We start from the raw sequence: 16,459 nt of genomic DNA on the forward strand, positions 1-16,459 counted from the left end.
GCAATGCATCATGTAAGCGCTTGCAGTTCCTGCTAGCGTGCGCGCCATCTCGCTTCGAGGCCGCCATCGGATGGTGCCGATGTCATGCATGTGCCTGTTTCCCCCGAACGCCCTGCGTCTGCGTCACGTGCGTCCAACTCCGGCACGCGGCAGGATGCGCATTGTCTTGTCCAAGGTCATGCCATGAGCCGACCACGCTCGGAGAGCACTAGCGTCACCATCAAGGACGTCGCGCGCCAGGCGCAGGTCTCGGTTGCCACGGTGTCGCGCACCATGAATGGCCACCAGCATGTGGCCGAGTCGGTCCGCGAACGCGTGCTGCAGGTGGCGCGCAGCCTCAACTACATCCCGCACCACGCCGCGCGCAGCCTGAGCAGCCGCCGTACCCACACCATCGGGGTGGTGTTGCCGGACCTGCATGGCGAATTTTTTTCCGAATTGATCCGTGGCATCGACCAGGTGGCGCGGGAGCAGGGCTACCACCTGCTGGTGTCCAGCTCGCACGGCGACCCGCAGGCGCAGCGCCGGGCGCTGGAGCGCCTGCCCGGGCGCGTGGATGGGGTGCTGCTGATGTCGCCGTCGCTGGGCGAGTCGGACGTTTACGCCGAGGCGCTGCCCGGCGGGCTGCCGGCGGTCCTGCTCAACTGTGCCGGCAGCAACGGCCAGCGGCCGCTGCTCAACGTGGACAATTACGGCGGCGCGCGGGTGATGACCCGCCATCTGCGCGACAGCGGCCATGGCCGCATTGCGTTCATCGCCGGCCCGGACGACAACTTCGATGCGCACGAACGCCTGCGCGGCTATCGCGACGAGCTGGCGCTGGACCCGCAGGCGCAACCGTGGGTGCTGCCGGGCAATTTCGACGAGGCATCCGGGTATCGCGCCGGCCAGACCCTGGCGCAGGACGCCCGCCCGGACGCGGTGTTCGCCGCCAACGACATGATGGCGCTGGGCTGCCTGTTCGCGCTCGGCCATGCCGGGCTCAAGGTACCGCAGGACATCGCCCTGGCCGGTTTCGACGACGTGCCGATGGCGCGCTACGTGCTGCCGGCATTGACCACCATGCGGGTGGATATTGCCGGGCTGGGCGCACGTGCGCTGCGGTTGCTGCTGGGCCAGCAACTGGTCGATGCGCCGCCAGTGCCGGCGGAGGCCGCGCCACCGGCGCGCTCGGAGATGGTTCCGGAGCTGATCGTGCGCGCGTCCAGTGCGCCACGCACCGCGCCCAGAGGCTGAAAGCATCGCGCGCCGTCGCATCTTCACGAATTCTTTGCGGTTTCTTGTGTTTTTTATAACGCCTATCGCCTGCCTGCCGTCGCTCTGCCGACCTTGAAGCAACGCACCACCTGCGCCACGCCGACCCCTTCGCCGGTACGCGCCTCACCCCTGGGAGGGGGAATGTCATGAAGACCCATCGCACCGTCTCCACCTTGCCGGCGCGCAGCCTGTTGTGCTGCGCCCTGGCCGCCTCGCTGCTGGCAGCGTCTCCGGCCATGGCCCAATCCAGCAATGCCACCTTGCGTGGCCAGGTCGCCGCCGCACAGGCCGGCACCACCGTGACCGCCACCAATGTCGCCAGCGGTGCCGTGCGCCGGGTCGCCACGGGACCGGATGGCACCTATGCGCTGGTCGGCCTGCCGCCGGGCACCTACAAGGTCGAAGCCGGCCCGGGCACCGAGCGGACGGTGACGCTGTCGGTGGCCTCCTCGGTCAGCCTGGACCTGGGCGGCGGCACGGCGACGGCCACCGCACCGGCAGGCGATGCCACCACGCTGGACGCGGTGCGGGTCACCGCCACCACGTTGCAGGAGGTCAAGACCTCCGAAGTGGGCACCAACATCTCGCTCAAGCAGATCAGCACCGTGCCGCAGCTGACGCGCAACTTCCTGGAGTTTGCCGACACCGTGCCGGGCATGCAGTTCGAGACTGATTCCAACGGCAATAGCCGCATCCGCGGCGGCGCGCAGGCCAGCTCGGCGGTGAATGTCTATATCGACGGCGTGGGCCAGAAGAGCTATCTGTTCGGCGGCGTGTCCGGCCAGCAGCAGAGCGCGGGCAACCCGTTCCCGCAGCTGGCGATCGGCGAGTACAAGGTCATCACCTCCAACTACAAGGCCGAGTTCGACCAGGTGGGTTCGGCGGCGATCGTGGCCTCCACCAAGTCCGGCGGCAACGAGTTCCACGGCGAGATCTTCGGGCGCACCACCAACACCGATTTCCGCGCGCGCCAGCCCGACGAGCGCGCCGGTGCGCCCAACGCCGACGGCAACAAGCGCCAGACCCACCAGGACGAATATGGCTTCGCGCTCAGCGGCCCCATCGTCAAGGACAAGGCGCATTTCTTCTTCAGCTACGAAGGCAAGGGCTTCGAAGTCTCGGCCAGCCCGGTGTCGGTGCCCGACAACTTCAGCGTGCTGAGCGACGACCTGCCGGCCAGCGTGCAGAGCCGTCTGGGGTCGGTCACCCGACCGTTCAACGAAGACCTGTACTTCGGCAAGATCGACTGGGACATCGGCGACAACGACCGCCTGGAGCTGACCGCCAAGGTCCGCGACGAGGAAAGCCGCGACAGCGTGGGCGATCGCAACACCGCCATCGCCGCCAAGATCAACCTCAACTCCGAAGAACGCTACGACCTGCGTTGGCAGCATTTCGGCGAAACCTACGTCAACGAGGCGCGCATCTCCTACGAGGACGTGCTGTTCAATCCGACCGCCTCCACCATCGGCAGCCAAAGCGTGTACACGCGCGGCATCGCCGAGAACGATGTGCTCATCAACGACGGCGCCACCAGTGGCCTGGCGATCCAGCGCAAGGGGCAAAAAGGCCCCAGCTTCCAGAACGATCTGACCTTCAACAGCATCGACTGGCACGGCAGCCACGTCATCAAGATGGGCGTGAAGTACAAGGAAGTGGAGCTGACCCAGAGCGAGAATTCCACCGTCAACCCGTCGTTCTTCTACGCGGTCAACGATGGCCAGGGCACTGCGGCGATTCCGTACCAGGTGCGCTTCAACCTGCCGTTTGCCGGTGCCGCACCGTCGGTGACCACCAGCAGCAAGCAACTGGGTCTGTATATCCAGGACGATTGGGACGTCAACGACAAGCTGCAGTTGAACCTGGGCGTGCGTTGGGACGGCGAGAAGATCCCGTCCTACCTGGACAATGTGACCCCGCCGGAAGTGGTGGCCGCCTTGAATGGTCCCGGTACAGACCCGGCGGTGAGCGCCACCTACGCCGAGCAACTGGCCAAGGGCGGGGTCAACATCAACGACTACCTCAGCAACGGCCGCAATCGCAAGCAGGACAACAACAACTTCGCCCCGCGCCTGGGCTTTTCCTACGATTTCCGTGGCGACGAATCGCTGGTGCTGTTCGGCGGCGCCGGGCGCAGCTTCGACCGCAACCTGTTCGACATCATGGGCCTGGAACAGGTCAAGTCGGCGCTGGCGCAATACACCGTCCGCTTCGTCGAATCCTCCGACTGCACGCCAGCGCCAGGCACCTGCACCAACTTCAACCCGGCGTTCATCAGCAACCCGGACAGCCTGGGCGGGCTGGTCGATGCACGGGTGCGCAACGGCGAAATCGACCTGCTCAACAACGACCTGAAAACCCCGTATTCGGACCAATATTCGTTGGGCCTGCGCACCCGCGTGGGCGAGTGGAGCAACTCGGCCACGGTGTCGTATATCCACAGCAAGGACGGGCTGATCCTCACCCTGGGCAACCGCTACCCGAATGGCGATTTCTTCCAGAACGGCGGCCAGCCGTGGCTACAGCCGCCGCCGGGATTCGGCTCGCTCATCATCGGCAACAACGGCGTGGAAACCAAGACCACGCAGCTGCTGCTGTCCACCGACAAGGCCTATACCAAGGAAAGCGGCTGGGGCCTGACGGCGGCCTACACGTTCTCGCGCGCACGCGGCAACCGTGGCAACGATGAACAGTACGGCTTCGATGCCGCCACCATCGCCGACTATCCGTTCCTGGATTTGAACTCGGTGCCGCGCCATCGCCTGGTGGTCACCGGCATCTACGACCTGTTCTGGGGGATCAGTGCCTCGGCCAAGCTGACCCTGGCCACGGTACCGCCGCGCAACGAAGCGGTGTCCTACGACCTGTACGGCGGCCCGCCCTCCAACAACATCCGCGTGGTGTCGGTGGATGCACCGGGCGGCAAGTTCCTGGCCGGCGGGGACATCTTCGGCACCCGCCAGCTGGACCTGTCGCTGTCCAAGGACATGCAGGTCACCGATGCGGTGACCGTGCAGGTGCGCGGCGATCTGATCAACGCCTTGAACTTCCGCAACTACGACCAGTACGCCATCGACTGGGGCCAGGGTGGGGTCTACAGCCCGCGTGTGGACATCAACCAATACGGCTCCATGTCCACCCCGCCGCGCAGCCTGTTCCTGAGCGCACGCATCATCTGGTGACCGAAGCCGGCACCCACCTCGGTCCGTTGTCATCCCGGATACGCCATCCGGGGTGGCAGCGGAGGCTGTCACCGGCGAGCAAGGCACGCGCGGGGCGCGCCTGAGACATGGCCGTTGGCGCTGTTCCGCTGCCGCACACCGCAGTGCACCGATGCGCAAAAAAAAGGATAGGCCACACGGACCGATCCCTTCAAAAGCCGGGAAACCCCGGCAGACAATGCGTGGCACAGCTTCCGACTGACATCGGACGCGGCATGCTAACCAGATTTAACGTTAAGGCAACACTTTAATTGTTACTACTTATCTGACTGATTCTATTCAGAAAAAGTGGTCGCATCCTTTCAGGGACGATGCGAGGTTGCAGAACGAATCTCCGCCTGGATGGCGGCGGCCGCAGCGGCCGGATCGCTGGCCAGGCGGATCGGGCGGCCGACGACAATCGCATCGGCGCCATCAGTAAAGGCCTGCGCCACGCCCACGGTGCGCTGCTGGTCGTCGCCGACCGGCCCGCCGGGACGGATGCCAGGGCAGACGATCGAAAATGCCGGGCCGGTGGCGCGGCGGATCGGGCCGGCTTCCTGGCCGGAGGCGATCACCCCGTCGATGCCGGCCGCCTGCGCGGCCAGCGCGCGCTCCACCACCACCTCCACCGGTGCGCGGTCGATGCCCATTGCGGCCAGGTCCGGGCGGCCCATCGAAGTCAGCACGGTCACTGCCAGCAGGCGCATGTCGCCCCGGTTGGCCTCGGCGGCGGCCTGCAACATGCCGGCATGCCAGCCGTGCACGGTGCAATAGCTCACCGGCCACTGCGACAGCCGGGCGATGGTGCCGGCCACGGTGGCGGGAATATCGAAGAACTTCAGGTCCACGAACACCCGCTTGTTGCGCCTGGCCAGCGCATCGAGCACATGAAAATACTCGCCGGAGGCCAGCAGCTCCATGCCGATCTTGTAGAAGGACACCGACTCGCCCAGGCGCTCCACCCAGGCGATGGCCTCGTCATGGCCGGGCACATCCAGCGCGAAGATCAGCCGCTCGTGCGCGGCCAGGGCTAACAGGGGGCGGCTCATCGGGCAAGCTCCAGGGCGGCGCGCTTGGCGTCGTGGCGGGTCTGCCAGGGTTGCGAATAATCGTTGTTGAACTGCGCCGGCTCCCAGCCGCCATAGCTGGGGTTGGGCAGCATCCACCAGCGCTCGCCGAACCAGTCGTGGTACTGCTGCAGCAGCGCGCCACGGGCCTGCCCGGTATTGGCACTCACCTGCACGAAGTCGCCCAGCTGGTCGCCGAACTGCATCAGCACGCGGTATTGCCGCCCGGCCAGCTGGCGGCGGCAATTCTTCTCGCTGCCGGTCTGCTCGCAGCCGGGCACCACCGTGCCCAGGCCCAGGAACACGCTGTCGTCGGCCACCGGCAGGCCGGCGCTGCGCAGGTTGGCCAGCGTGGCGTCCTTCAGATGCACCGCGCGGTTGGAGATGTAGATCAAGGTGATACCGCGCGCGTTGGCCGCCTTGGCGAAATCCACCACGCCGGGAATCGGCTTGGCCTTCTTCTCGGCCACCCACTGGTCCCAGCTCAGCTCGTCGTATTCCTTGCCCTCGCGCAGCAACCGCGCCTGGTACGGCGAGTTGTCCAGCACGGTCTCGTCCACGTCCAGCACCACTGCCGGCTTCAGGCCGATGGCGGCATTGGCGCGTTCTTCGGGCACCAGCGCGTCCCAGTTGGGCTGCTTGAGCGCGGCGTCCAGCGTGTCGGCCGCCGCGCGGTAGGTCTGCTCGGCCACGGCGCGGTATTCCTCCGAGCGCTGCATCCACAGCACCGCGTTGAGGTTGTCGTCGCCGGCTGGCAGGGCAGTGGCCGGTGCTGCCGGCTGGGTGGCCGCCGCGCTGGCGGCATCGGTAGCTACTGCGGCAGGCGGCGCCTTGTCACCGGGCTTGCAGGCGCTCAAGGCCAGCGCGGTGCAGGCGATCAGGGACAGCGGTGCATAGGACGGGAAGCGCATGACAGCCACCAGGAGACAGAACGGCAAGGAAGCCGATGATTTTAACGGGTTCGCGCCGCAGTGCTCCCACGCCAGCACTCCCGATGCGATGCAGACACCCCATGCGCCGCATGCCGTGGATGGGCATGGCCCCACCTTGTCGCGCTGCGCCGCCGCATGCCGGCGACGGATCGGCATATGCTTCCCCGCTGATTGCCCAGGAGCTGCCGCATGACAGAGACATCGTCCATCCCCGTGCTCGATACCGCCCAGGCCCGCGTACTGGGCTGCCTGATCGAGAAGGAAGCGACCACCCCGGACGCCTACCCGCTCACCGTCAACGCCGCCCAGGTGGCCGCCAACCAGAAGACCGCCCGCGAACCGGTACTGACGCTGCAGACCGGCGTTGTCCATCACGCGCTGCGCCAGCTCGAAACGCTGGGGCTGGTGCGCCAGCAATTCTCCTCGCGCGCCGAACGCTACGAGCACAGGCTGGGCAGCGTGCTGGACCTGACCCGCCAGCAGGTGGCGTTGATCGGCCTGCTGCTGTTGCGCGGGCCGCAGACGTTGGGCGAGCTGCACACGCGCAGCGAGCGGCTGGCGCGTTTCAACGATGCCGACGATGTGCGTCATCATCTGGAACGGCTGGTCCAGCGCGGCCTGGCCGCGCAACTGCCGCGCGCCGGCGGCCAGCGCGAGGACCGTTACGCACATCTGCTCAGCGGTGCATTGGATCTGGAAGCCTTGCAGGCGGCCGCTGCGCGCGCCGCACCGGCAGCGCGCGGCGGCGCCGACAGCAGCGAGCTGGAAACGCGCGTGCAGGTGCTGGAAGAACAGCTGCAGGACCTGCGTGCGCAACTGGCCGAGTTGCACACCCGCCTGGGCGAGTGATCGCGCCGGTAAGTCGCTTGGCCGCCGATGGCGCGGCCGGGCGCGGCAGATCCGCGCGACGTGCGATGGGCCGCACCCAACCACCGCCTACCGGTGTCCGACACCATCGAAACGCGGGCAAGCGCAGGCGACCCCGCTCAGCGGTGCACGCTACCCGGGTCAAGCTCGATCGTGTAGTACGCCACGGCTTCGGTGCCGGCACTCAGCACCCGCAGGCCCTCATAACGGAGCCCGAGCGCTTCCAGCGCGCGGATCGATTCCGCATTGCCTGGCGAGACGATCGCGCACAGCCGCGTCAACCCCAGTGCCTTGCGCGCATGCACCAGCACCGCGCGCCCGGCTTCGCTGACATAGCCCTTGCCGCGATGCGCGGGCAACAGCGCAAAACCCAGATGCGGCACCGGCAAGGTTTCGCGGCACAGCAAGCCCAAGGTGCCCAGGAACGTGGCGCCGTCCCGCGTCTCCAGCGCCCAGTGCGCGAAACCGTGTTGTTGCTGATGGGCCTGCGCCCAGTCGCGCAGATGCGCGCGCGCCTGCGCGCGGGTGCGCAGACCACGGTCGCCGATGCCGGCGATGAAGGCAGGATCGTTGACCAGCGCCAGCATCGCCTCGGCATCGCCGTCGGGATCGAGCAGGCGCAAGCGCAGTCGTGCGGTTTCCAGGATGACGGTCACGGCGCGCTCCTATGTCGCAAGCCGCAGACTGCCGCGCAGGAACGGCCCTGACAAGCCTGATTGCAGCACGCATGGTGGCGTTGCAGATGCCGCAGTGATGGCGGGCGCAGTGCACTGCGCGTGCGGCCGATCCACCTGCACGGCCAGTGCTCAGTCGAACAGCGCCTGGATCGCCGCCAGGCCCGCGCTGGCGCGTTCCTTCTTGCGTTCGGCATCGGCCACCGGGTCGGCACCATCGCGCTGCAGCTCCGCTGCGGGAATCTCGTCGAAGAACCGGCTCGGCTTCAACCGCACATGCTCGCCGAACTTGCGCGTCAGCTTGCTGTAGCTCATCCACAACTGCTGCTTGGCGCGGGTGATGCCCACGTACAACAGGCGGCGCTCTTCCTGCAGATTGCCTTCTTCCAGGCTGACTTCGTGCGGCAGCACGCCGTCTTCGCAGCCAACGATGAACACATAGCGGAATTCCAGGCCCTTGGACGCATGCATGGTCATCATGCGCACCTGGTTGCCGCCATCGTCCTTGTCGTTGCGCGACAGCAGCGCCAGCTGCGCGGCCAGATCGCCGGCGCTGGCCCCGCGCGGCCCACCTTCGAACCACTCGGCCAATTCGTCCAGGTTGCGCTTGCGGCGCTGGAAGCCGGTTTCGTCCTTGGACTGGTTGCGCAGGTCGTTGAGCAGGCCGGACTTGTCGGCCAGCATGCGCACCAGTTCGCCCGCCGGCATGCTGGTCGCGTGCTGGCGCATCTCGCGCAGGATGTCGGTGAACGCGCTCAGGCCGTTGGCCGCACGCGGCGGCAGCTGCTGCAACGCGCCCATCGACTCGGCCGCACGCGACATCGGCACCGACTTGCCGCTGGCAAGCTCGGCCAGTCGCGCCAGCGAGGTCGCCCCCACTTCGCGCTTGGGCGACTGCACCGCACGCAGGAAGGCGGCGTCATCGTCCGGGTTGACGATCAGGCGCAGCCACGACAACAGGTCCTTGACCTCCTGTCGCTCCAGGAACGCGGTGCCGCCGGTCAGGTGATACGGCACCCGCAACAACTGCAGCGCTTTTTCCAGCGGCCGCGATTGGAAATTGCCGCGGAACAGGATGCAGAAATCGCTCCACGGCACCTGCTTGGCGGTGCCCAGGAACGAAATCTCGGCGGCCACCTTTTCCGCCTCGTGCTCGCTGTCGCGGCATTCCCACACGCGAATACGCTCGCCGTCGGCCTGGTCGCTCCACAACGTCTTCAGATGCTCGTGCGGGTTGTGCGCGATCAAGGCGTTGGCCGCGCGCAGCACGCGGTTGGAACAACGATAGTTCTGCTCCAGCTTGATGATTTCCAGCGCCGGATAGTCGCGCCCCATCTGCTGCAGGTTTTCCGGGTTGGCGCCGCGCCAGGCGTAGATGCTCTGGTCGTCGTCGCCCACGCAGGTGAAGTTGCCACGCGGGCCGGCCAGCATCTTCAGCAGCCGGTACTGCGCATCGTTGGTGTCCTGGCATTCGTCCACCAGCAGGTAGCCGATGCGTTCGCGCCAGCCCAGTACGATCTCTTCGTTGGCTTCCAGGATCTGCACCGGCAGGCGGATCAGATCGTCGAAGTCCACCGCGTTGAAGGTGGTCAGCCGCGCCTGGTAGCGCTCGTACAGGCTGGCGGCTTCTTTTTCGCGGTTGCTGCGCGCCGCCGCCATCGCCTGCTCCGGCGATAGCCCGGCGTTCTTGGCGCGCGAGATCAGGTTCTTGGCGTCCTCGATCGCATCGGGCTTGGCGCCATGCATCAGGTCCTTGATCTGCGCGGCGGCATCGTCCGAATCGAAGATCGAAAACCCGCGCTTCAGGCCGACGGCAGCATGTTCGATCTGCAGGAACTTCAGTCCCAGTGCGTGGAAGGTGCAGATGGTCAGGCCATCGGCACCATCGCCGCGGATGCGCTTGGCCACACGCTCGCGCATTTCCTTGGCCGATTTGTTGGTGAAGGTGATCGCGGCGATGCGCTTGGCCGGGTAGCGCCCGGTGGCGATCAGGTGCGCGATCTTCTCCACGATCACGCGCGTCTTGCCGCTGCCGGCACCGGCCAGCACCAACAAGGGACCTTCGCCGTGCAGCACTGCGGCGCTTTGCGGGGGATTGAGACCGTGCATAGAGGCTTCCGACAGAGCGCGCCATTGTACCGGGGTGGCTAGCAGCTAGCCGGCGCGCGGGTTCATGTGGCGCCGGGAAGCGCCCAGGATTGCCGCAGCGCATTCGCGGAACGCGACGGCGCGGTCCTGGTGCAGCATCGGCCAACCATGCCAGGCAGCGCCGGTCTTCCGCATTCCGCCGCCCGGCCCGTAACATCACGCCATGGCCAAGCTCTACTTTTACTATTCGGCGATGAATGCCGGCAAGACCACCACCTTGCTGCAGTCGGCACACAACTACCGCGAGCGCGGCATGCGCACGCTGATCCTCACGCCCAAGCTCGATCACCGCGCCGGCAGCGGCGTGGTCGCCTCGCGGATCGGCCTGCGCGCGGACGGGCGCACCTTCGACCGCACCACCGAATTGCAGCAGCTGGTCGAACGCGATATCGCCACCGACGGGCCGCTGCATTGCGTGCTGGTGGACGAGGCGCAATTCCTTGGCCGCACGCAGGTCTGGCAATTGAGCGAGGTGGTCGACCGGCTACGCATCCCGGTGCTGTGCTACGGCCTGCGTACCGATTTCCGCGGCGAGCTGTTCGAAGGCAGCCAGTTCCTGCTGGCCTGGGCCGACGAACTGGAAGAGATCAAGACCATTTGCCACAGCGGCAGCAAGGCCACCATGACCGTGCGGGTGGATGCGCACGGCCACGCGGTGCAGGACGGCCCGCAGGTGGAGATTGGCGGCAACGAACGCTACGTGTCGGTCAGCCGCGCCGAGTTCAAGAAGATCATGCGCGGCGAGGGCCGCATCGATCCGCTGCAGATCGCCTTGCCGTTGCCCGCAGGCGAGACCTGATTTCCGCCCTGACGGCCAGGCCGTCGGCGCTGCTGGTGCGTGCCGCCGTGCCGGGTCGCCACGCCTGCGTCTGTTGCACCTATACGGTTTATCGGCAGTGCTAAACCCAAGCGGACATGCGGTTGACCACCATCGCCGACATCGACTGACAGGCGTATCGTTATGCCTGCATGGAGGCGGCCTGGTATACCTCCGGGCCCAACTGCCGTCCTGTAAACTGGCGACTGTCCACTCCTTGGGAGGCATTACATGGGTCCGCTTCCCGCTGAGCTTCGCGCCGATATCGCGCGCGTTGGCCGACTTTCCTCGGTTCCCGATGTCCTGGGCATCCTCACGCGTCTGACCGGCATGGGCTTTGCCGCAGTCGCGCGTGTGACCGAAGCGCGCTGGATCACCTGCCTGGTGCGCGACGAGCTGTCCTTCGGTCTAAAGCCTGGCGACGAACTGCCGCTGGCCACCACGTTCTGCGACAGCGTGCGGGTCAAGGGCAATGCCGTCTGGTTCGGCCATGCCTCGGACGACCCGGTCTACCGCGACCACCCTTCGCCGCGGTTGTACGGCTTCGAAAGCTATGTATCGGTGCCGATCCGTTTCGACGACGGCAGCGTGTTCGGCACCCTGTGTGCGCTGGATCCGTTACCACGGGTCATGGATCGGCAGCTGGTGGAGAAGGTCGAGCTGCTCGCGCAGTTGCTGGCCGCACAGATCCAGGCCGAGCAGCGTGCCGAGGAAAGTGCGCAGGAATCGCAGCGCGCACGCAGCGAACTCGGACGCGCCGGGGCCTCGGCGCGGCTACGCGAAGAATTCATCGGCATTCTGGGGCACGATCTGCGCAATCCGCTGCAGTCCATGCTCGCGGTGGTGGATGCGCTGACCATCGACCCGATCAATCAACGTCAAGGCGAATCCATCCGCTCGCTGCAGCGCAGCCTGCAGCGCATGGAGGAACTGATCGACTTCGCCTGCGATTTCGCCCGTGGGATCGAACGCGACTGGCTGCAGATGGACTACGGCAATGGCAGCGACCTGTCCGACGCGCTGTCGCAGGTCGTCGACGAAACCCGCGCGGCCTATCCCAACCAGGTGCTGTCCACCCATGTCTCCATCGACGAGCCGGTGCATGGCGACGCGGTGCGGCTGGCGCAGATGTTTGGCAGCATGATGATCAACGCGGTGGTGCAGGGGCAGCAGAGTTCGTTGATCAAGGCAGTGGCGGTCACCGAGCGGGGCCGCCTGCGTGTGGAGGTCTGCAACCTGGATGGCATCGATCCGCGTCGGCTGGACGTGCTGCATGCCTCCACCCACGTGCACACCGCCGGGCTGGCCTTGCCCGAGGTCGACCTGGGGCTGCACATGGCCGCGCAGATCGCACATGCCCATCAGGGCGAACTGCGCATCATCAGCGGCAACAAGGGCACCTGCTTCCGCGTCGAGCTGGCCTGCCAACGTCCGCGGGCGCGGATGCAGCTGGTCAAGGACGGCGCCTCGCACTGAGGCAGCACGCTGATGCGCGCGCCCGGTGCCTGAGGGGCGGTGGGCGCCATCGCCGCCCACCGCCACAAGGCCTCAAAACAGCTTGCGTTCGCCCACCGGCGGCGGCGTCCACTGGTACAGCCAGGTCTCGGTCAGTGGCTTGCCGTTGGCGCGCAGGTACAGGCGGATATCGATCTGCCGGGTGCCCTCGTCCGGCGGCACCAGGTCGAACATCGCCCGGTAGCCCTTGAGTTCGTGCAACGGCCGCGCCGACACGATTTCGGTGGCGCCACGCGATACCTGCAGCACCACGTCCACCTTCGCCTTGGGGTCCCTGCCCAGCGCCGCCAGCTCGCCCCCGACGAAGTCCACCGCAAAGCGCCACGAGAAATGCGTGCGTTTCTGCCCGACGATGCCGCCCAGCCCGGTACGGGTTGCCACGCAGTGCGCCAGCGGCGAGCTGGCGGGCGGGCGGGCGCCCCAGTACAGCCGATATCCCATCAGCAGTTCCTGCCCGGGCTGCGGCTTGGCCTGCGGATTCCAGAACGCCACGATGTTGTCGAAGGTCTCGTCCACGGTGGGAATTTCCACCAGCTGCACCGAGCCCTTGCCCCAACTGCCCTTCGGCTCCACCCACAGGCAGGGGCGCTTCTCGTAGAACACGCCGTCGTCCTGGTAGTGGTCGAAGTTGCGATCGCGCTGCAGCAGCCCGAAGCCGCGCGGGTTCTCGTCCACGAACATGTTGAAGCGCAGCTGCGGCGGGTTGCACAACGGCCGCCAGATCCATTCGCCGCCGCCGGTCCACATCGCCAGGCCGTCGGTGTCGTGGATTTCCGGGCGCCAGTCCCAATCCATGCGGCGGTCGTTCTCGCCAACCTGGTACATGCTGGTGCACGGGCCGATCCCCAGCCGCTCGATCGCCTTGCGCGGATACAGCGCGCTGTCGATCTCCATGACCAGCACCTCGCCATTGGTGATGGCGAAGCGGTACGCGCCGGCCACGCTGGGAGAATCCAGCAGGCCATACACCACCACCGTGTCCGAATCGTCGGCCGGCTGCTCCAGATAATAGGCAATGAAATCCGGGAACTCTTCCGGCCCACCGGTACCTGTGTCGATGGCCAGACCGCGCGCGGATTGGCCGTACTGCCCTTCCTTGCCCACCGCACGGAAATAGCTCGCGCCCAGGAACGCGGAGAAATCGCGCTCGGTGTCCTTGCGGGTATTGAGCCGGAAGCCCGCAAACCCCAGGTCCTTGGGCAATTGCTTGCCGCCCAGCCCGCTGCTGCCGTAGTCGAACGCAGCCGGATCGTAGGCCAGCTGCTGCGCCTTGCCATCGACGATGTCGTAGAGGTGCACCGGGGTGTGGAAATACAGCCCCAGGTGGAAGAATTTCGCCTGGAACTTGCCATGGCCGTCGGCCCACAAGGCGTGGTCCTGGCGGTAGCGGATCGACTGGTATTGATCCCAGTTCAACGATTCCAGCGGGCCAGGCAATACCTGCTTATGGCTCTTGTAGGGCGCAGCCGCCAACGCACGCGCCTGGCCCTTGAGCCAACCGTAGTCGAAGGGCTGCGGCTGACCGAGGCGACGCAACCCCACTGCCTTGGCCGCCAATGCCCACTGCGGGAGCGCCGGCAGGCCGAGCGCGGCCAGGGCGGCAGCGGCATTCTTGAGGAAGTGGCGTCGTTGCATGCGCATCGATCTGACTGGTGGAATGGGCGACATCATAGCCATACCCCGGCGTGTGCGTGAATGCGCCACTCAATGTGGTGTTGCCGACCCAGCGCAGGCATGCGGCAGATCCAGCGCGGTGGCCTGCCTGCACAGGAACTCCCGTTGCGCCTGGGGCGTATCCGCACCGCTGTAGTGCAACAGGGTCCACTGCTCCTGCGCCTGCATCTGCGCACCGGGCGCGAGCGTGCGATAGGGGGCATGGACTTCCATTTCCAGCAGTCCGCGCTCCGGGTGGCGGGCCGGGGCATCCAGATACAGTTCCACCTGTCCTTGTTCGGGGTGGATGCGCGCTGCCGGCTGATGCGCGAAGCGGATCACCAGCACCTGCTGCCCGGCGAACCCGGCCATCCAGCCCGCGGAAGGTTGCAGCAATAGCTTGCCGCGCTGGGTCGCGCCATCGGCATGCGGCTCGGCGCGCAGTGCCAACAGGCCATCGTGCAGCTGATAGCGCGGCGCCACGGTCCCGGCATCGGCAGGCGGCTGCACGCGGATATCCGCCACCTGTGCCACCGGCACGAACACGCGCGTACTCGCCGCCACCCGGGTGTTGAACCACAGGTCCCAGGCGATTGGTTCCTCGCGGATATTGCGCGCACTGGCGTGCACCTCCACGGTATCCGCTCGCGCCGACGACAGGGCGATGCGCTTGCGCAGCTGCACCCCGCTCACCGGACTGGCCACGCCTTCCAGGCGCAACTGCCGCGCCGTGCGCGCAGCGATGCGTGTGGCTGCCAGCGACAGATAGGGATCGGGCGGCCACACCGCGCCGGCCGCCTTGCGTTGCGGATTGACCGACTGATGCAGCCACCACTGGCTTTGTGGACCAACCCACACATCATGGCCCAGATAGGCGATATCGCCGGCGCTGGCGGACAGTTCGGGATCCGGCTGCTGCTGGACCGCCGTACCGATCTTCAGCACATTGGGATGGCCCACCCGCTGGAACGCCAGGATCCGTCCACCGAATGCAGGTGTCGCCGTCAGCTCGATCACCTCGTTGGAGAGACCAATCCGTTCGACCGCTGCAGGCGCGTCGTGCGGCGGCGCGCAGGTGGCCAGCGCCGGCCAGCCCAGCACGCCGGCCATGGCAATGCACGCCAATACACCCCAGCCATCCTTCATGCAGGCCTTCCGCTTTACAGGGTCGGGCGATTGCAGGACTGCGGCGGCGGTCAACGCTGGCATCCGGCGCACCAGACCGTGGCCCGCTGGCCGATCATGGCATGCTTGAGTTCGCGTCCGCATTGCTTGCAGGGTTCCCCGTCTCGCCCGTACACCATGAGCTCTTGCTCGAAGTAGCCAGGTGCGCCGTCCGGACTGATGAAATCGCGCAAGGTGGTGCCGCCGCGCTGTATCGCGTATTCGAGGATCTGCTTCACCGCCGCGGCCAGCCGTCGATAGCGCTCCAACGAGACCTTGCCGGCCTCCCGCAAGGGGCTGATTCCTGCCCGATACAGGCTCTCGGCAGCGTAGATATTGCCGACACCGACGACCACCGCTTGATCCATCAGCAACGTCTTGACGGCAGCACGGCGGCCACGCGACAGCGCATACAGATAATCGCCGGTAAATGCCTCCGATAATGGTTCGGGACCGAGCGCGGCGAGCAATTCGTGCACTTGTGTCTCCGATTGCCACAGCAGGCATCCAAACCGGCGCGGGTCGTTGAAGCGCAAGACCCGCCCGTCCTGTAGGCTGATATCCACATGATCGTGCGCACGCGGCGGCGTATCGCCGGGCAGCACGCGCAAGCTGCCGGACATGCCCAGGTGCAGCAGCGCGCTGCCGCCAGCGTCGGTATCCATCAGGAGATACTTCGCGCGGCGCCGTACCTGGGTGATGCCGGCTCCGGGCAACAGGCGCTCGATCTGCTCGGCGATAGGCCAGCGTAGATCCGCACGGCGCAGGATCACGCCATGGATGCGTTGCCCGACCAGGTGCGGTGCCAGGCCACGCATGGTGGTTTCGACTTCAGGCAACTCCGGCATCGGGGCATCCAGCGACGCCGGTCATGTACCGGCCAACTTCAAGATGGAGGTGTGCGGGGCAAAAACAATCCAGAGCCAGCGCACCAGCGCACCAGCCCGGCCATGCGTAGGTTTTGATGAGGTGGAGGATTTGGAGTGGGGCAAAAAGAACAAACCCCCAGTCCTGTTGGACTGAGGGTTTGGGGAAAAGCCCCTGGCGATGACCTACTCTCGCATGGCTTGAGCCACACTACCATCGGCGCAGCTGCGTTTCACTTCCGAGTTCGGGATGGGATCGGGTGGTTCCACAGCGCTAATTTCACCAGGGAGACGGT

General features: G+C 66.4%; 12 protein-coding genes and 1 rRNA gene. 5 read left to right on the forward strand and 8 right to left on the reverse strand.

Annotated elements, in window-relative coordinates; all coding sequences use genetic code 11:
• Positions 1 to 183 precede the first annotated feature (183 nt).
• Positions 184 to 1,236: a LacI family DNA-binding transcriptional regulator gene (locus ACCQ13_RS20220; protein ID WP_104604776.1), complete on the forward strand. Its 1,053-nt coding sequence runs from the start codon at positions 184 to 186 to the stop codon at positions 1,234 to 1,236.
• A 167-nt stretch (positions 1,237 to 1,403) separates the two neighbouring features.
• Positions 1,404 to 4,439, forward strand: a complete 3,036-nt coding sequence (locus ACCQ13_RS20225; RefSeq protein ID WP_104604778.1) for a TonB-dependent receptor — start codon at positions 1,404 to 1,406, stop codon at positions 4,437 to 4,439.
• Positions 4,440 to 4,780: 341 nt separating this feature from the next.
• On the opposite strand, the gene pyrF is transcribed toward ACCQ13_RS20225, so the two are convergent.
• Both pyrF and ACCQ13_RS20235 read right to left on the reverse strand, forming a co-directional pair.
• Positions 4,781 to 5,509, reverse strand: a complete 729-nt coding sequence (gene pyrF, locus ACCQ13_RS20230) for an orotidine-5'-phosphate decarboxylase (protein ID WP_104604780.1) — start codon at positions 5,507 to 5,509, stop codon at positions 4,781 to 4,783.
• Positions 5,506 to 6,438: an HAD family acid phosphatase gene (locus tag ACCQ13_RS20235; protein ID WP_104604782.1), complete on the reverse strand. Its 933-nt coding sequence runs from the start codon at positions 6,436 to 6,438 to the stop codon at positions 5,506 to 5,508. The genes pyrF and ACCQ13_RS20235 overlap by 4 nt, the downstream gene beginning before the upstream one ends.
• Before the next feature lie 210 nt (positions 6,439 to 6,648).
• On the opposite strand from ACCQ13_RS20235, the gene ACCQ13_RS20240 reads away from it, so the two are divergent.
• Positions 6,649 to 7,308: a YceH family protein gene (locus ACCQ13_RS20240; RefSeq protein ID WP_104604784.1), complete on the forward strand. Its 660-nt coding sequence runs from the start codon at positions 6,649 to 6,651 to the stop codon at positions 7,306 to 7,308.
• A gap of 137 nt (positions 7,309 to 7,445) precedes the next feature.
• On the opposite strand, the gene ACCQ13_RS20245 is transcribed toward ACCQ13_RS20240, so the two are convergent.
• Positions 7,446 to 7,982 (reverse strand): GNAT family N-acetyltransferase, encoded by a 537-nt coding sequence (locus ACCQ13_RS20245; protein ID WP_104604786.1) that lies wholly within the window; start codon positions 7,980 to 7,982, stop codon positions 7,446 to 7,448.
• A 150-nt stretch (positions 7,983 to 8,132) separates the two neighbouring features.
• Entirely contained in the window at positions 8,133 to 10,109 is a 1,977-nt protein-coding gene (gene rep / locus ACCQ13_RS20250; protein ID WP_159407875.1) for a DNA helicase Rep, read from the reverse strand.
• Between the two features lie 202 nt (positions 10,110 to 10,311).
• Here rep and ACCQ13_RS20255 point away from each other — a divergent pair, with 202 nt between their 5' ends.
• Both ACCQ13_RS20255 and ACCQ13_RS20260 read left to right on the forward strand, forming a co-directional pair.
• Entirely contained in the window at positions 10,312 to 10,947 is a 636-nt protein-coding gene (locus ACCQ13_RS20255) for a thymidine kinase (protein WP_159407876.1), read from the forward strand.
• A gap of 249 nt (positions 10,948 to 11,196) precedes the next feature.
• Positions 11,197 to 12,441, forward strand: coding sequence for a GAF domain-containing sensor histidine kinase (locus ACCQ13_RS20260; protein WP_104605648.1), 1,245 nt, complete (start codon positions 11,197 to 11,199; stop codon positions 12,439 to 12,441).
• 72 nt (positions 12,442 to 12,513) lie between these two features.
• Here the strand turns inward: ACCQ13_RS20260 and ACCQ13_RS20265 are convergent, their stop codons facing one another.
• From ACCQ13_RS20265 to rrf, 4 genes are all read right to left on the reverse strand, one after another.
• Positions 12,514 to 14,115, reverse strand: coding sequence for an OpgD/OpgG family glucan biosynthesis protein (locus ACCQ13_RS20265; RefSeq protein WP_159407877.1), 1,602 nt, complete (start codon positions 14,113 to 14,115; stop codon positions 12,514 to 12,516).
• 69 nt (positions 14,116 to 14,184) lie between these two features.
• On the reverse strand, positions 14,185 to 15,279 hold the full coding sequence (locus tag ACCQ13_RS20270) for a DUF4380 domain-containing protein (RefSeq protein WP_159407878.1): 1,095 nt from the start codon (positions 15,277 to 15,279) through the stop codon (positions 14,185 to 14,187).
• Between the two features lie 50 nt (positions 15,280 to 15,329).
• The gene (gene mutM, locus ACCQ13_RS20275) at positions 15,330 to 16,145 is read right to left on the reverse strand and encodes a bifunctional DNA-formamidopyrimidine glycosylase/DNA-(apurinic or apyrimidinic site) lyase (RefSeq protein WP_104605644.1); all 816 of its coding nucleotides are present in this window, start codon (positions 16,143 to 16,145) and stop codon (positions 15,330 to 15,332) included.
• A 191-nt stretch (positions 16,146 to 16,336) separates the two neighbouring features.
• A 5S ribosomal RNA gene (gene rrf, locus ACCQ13_RS20280) occupies positions 16,337 to 16,451 on the reverse strand.
• Positions 16,452 to 16,459 lie beyond the last annotated feature (8 nt).

The organism is Xanthomonas sp. NCPPB 1638 (genome assembly GCF_041475635.2).
Taxonomy (GTDB): Bacteria; Pseudomonadota; Gammaproteobacteria; order Xanthomonadales; family Xanthomonadaceae; genus Xanthomonas; species Xanthomonas cucurbitae.